We start from the raw sequence: 2,607 nt of genomic DNA on the forward strand, positions 1-2,607 counted from the left end.
CGGCTACCACGGCATCCAGGTGTACGACATCTCCAACCCCGGCGCGCCCCGGCTGCGGGCGTCGAACATCTGCCCCGGCGGCCAGGGCGACGTGTCGGTGTACGGCAACCTGATGTTCGTGTCGGTCGAGGAAACCCGCGGGCGGCTGGACTGCGGCACCCAGGGCGTGCAGGACACGGTGAGCGCCGAGCGCTTCCGCGGCGTGCGCATCTTCGACATCGCCAACCTCGACGCGCCGCGCCAGGTGGCGGCGGTGCAGACGTGCCGCGGCTCGCACACGCACACGCTGGTGCCCGATCCGCGCGACGCGGGCAACATCTACGTGTACGTGCAGGGCACCAGCGTGGCGCGCTCGCCCAGCGAGCTGGCCGGGTGCGTACGCTCGCCGCAGGACACGGCCAGCGCGTACTTCCGCATCGAGGTGATCCGCGTTCCCCTCGCCAACCCGCAGCAGGCCCGCGTCGTGAACGCGCCGCGCATCTTCGCCGACCCGCAGACGGGCAACATGGCCGGGCTGTGGCAGGGCGGCGCGCACGGGCAGGGAACGCAGACCACCTCGCAGACCAACCAGTGCCACGACATCACCGTCTATCCCCAGATGGGGCTGGCGGCGGGCGCGTGCTCGGGCAACGGAATCCTGCTGGACATCCGCGACCCGGCCAACCCGCGGCGCGTGGAAGAGGTGACGGACCCCAACTTCGCCTACTGGCACTCGGCCACGTTCAACAACGACGCCAGCAAGGTGATCTTCACCGACGAGTGGGGCGGCGGCGCGGCTCCCCGCTGCCGCGCGTCCGACCCGCCGCTGTGGGGCTCCAACGCCATCTTCACCCTGGCCAACCGCGAGCTTCGCCCGGCCGGCCACTACAAGCTGCCGGCGCCGCAGACGGCGCAGGAGAACTGCGTAGCCCACAACGGCTCGCTGGTGCCGGTGCCGGGGCGCGACATCATGGTGCAGGCGTGGTACCAGGGCGGCATCTCGGTGTTCGACTTCACCAACCCCGCCCAGCCGGTGGAGATCGCCTTCTTCGACCGCGGCCCCATGGCCGAGTCGCTGGTGCTGGGCGGCTACTGGTCGGCCTACTGGTACAACGGGCTGATCTATGGCACCGAGATCAACCGCGGGGTCGACGTGCTGCGCCTGGCGCCCAGCATGCACCTGTCGCACAACGAGCTCGAGGCGGCCAAGCTGGTGCGCATGGAGCAGTGGAACCCGCAGATGCAGACCCGCATCGAGTGGCCCGCCGCCTTCGTGGTGTCGCGCGCCTACCTGGACCAGCTGGTGCGCAGCCGCGGGGTTTCCACCGCCGCCATCGCCCGCATCGCCGAAGACCTGAACCGCGCCGAGGCCTTGGGCGCCGGTGCCGAGCGCCGGTCGGTGCTCAACCGCCTGGCGGGCTACGTCGACGGCCAGGCCCGCGGCGCCGACGCGGCGCGCGTGCGTGCCCTGGCGGCCTCGGTCCGCGCCCTGGCGCGCGCCGGGAGCTGATCCGCCCGGCCGCCGGCTGAACGCGGCGGCTGACACACGAAAGGACGCGCCGCGGGCACTCGCTGCCCGCGGCGCGTCCTTTCGTCTATCGGAAGGGTTCAGAACGGGGCCGTTCCTCGTTATATTGGGGGATGATCTCCGTATCCAATCTCGAAAAGTCTTTCGGCGACCGCGTGCTCTTCGCCGATGCAGCCTTTCAGCTGAACCCGGGCGAGCGCTACGGCATCGTGGGCGCCAACGGGTGCGGCAAGACCACGCTGCTCAACATTCTCAGCGGCGACGGCGAGCCCAGCAGGGGCAGCGTCTCCATTCCCAAGCAGGCGCGCCTGGGGGTGCTTCGCCAGGACCAGTTCCTGTACGAAGACCAGGAGGTGCTGGCGGTGGCGCTGATGGGCCACCCGGAGCTGTGGGACGCCATGGTGGCCAAAGAAGAGCTGCTGGCCCAGGCGCACATCCACTTCGACGCCGACCGCTTCAGCGAGCTGGAGGATACGGTGCAGCGGCTGGACGGCTACACCGCCGAGGCGCGCGCCGCCACCATCCTCGAGGGGCTGGGCCTGCCGGCGGAGGTGCACCGGCAGCCGCTCTCCACGCTCTCCGGCGGCTTCAAGCTGCGCGTGCTGCTGGCGCAGGTGCTGGCCGGCTCGCCCGACGTGCTGCTCCTCGACGAGCCTACCAACCACCTGGACATCCTGTCCATCCGCTGGCTGGAAAAGTTCCTTCAGGACTTCGAGGGTCCCGTGGCGGTGATCAGCCACGACCACCGCTTCCTGGACAACATCTCCACCTACATCCTGGACGTCGACTACCAGACGGTGACGATGTACCGGGGCAACTACAGCGACTTCCTGGTGCAGAAGGTGGAAGACCGCGAGCGGAAGGAAAAGGAGATCGAGGGGCGGCAGAAGGAGATCGCGCACCACCAGAAGTTCGTCGACAAGTTCAAGGCCAAGGCCAGCAAGGCGCGCCAGGCCCAGAGCAAGCTCAAGATGATCGAGCGCAAGGTCGACGAGCTCGAGGAGCTTCCCGGCAGCTCGCGGCGCTACCCCAAGTTCCGCTTCGTGCCGCGGCGCGAGAGCGGCAAGCAGGTGCTGAAGATCTCGGGGATCAAGAAGGCG

The 2,607-nt window shown here is 69.3% G+C and carries 2 protein-coding genes; both read left to right on the forward strand.

Annotation, left to right across the window (positions count from 1 at the left end; genetic code table 11):
* Positions 1-1,489, forward strand: a 1,489-nt coding sequence (locus VIB55_RS20370) for a hypothetical protein (protein WP_331878506.1), incomplete at its 5' end; no start/stop codon positions are given.
* 131 nt (positions 1,490-1,620) lie between these two features.
* Positions 1,621-2,607: ABC-F family ATP-binding cassette domain-containing protein (locus VIB55_RS20375; RefSeq protein ID WP_331878507.1), on the forward strand; the 987-nt coding region annotated here is incomplete at its 3' end.

Source organism: Longimicrobium sp. (assembly GCF_036554565.1).
Taxonomy (GTDB): Bacteria; Gemmatimonadota; Gemmatimonadetes; order Longimicrobiales; family Longimicrobiaceae; genus Longimicrobium.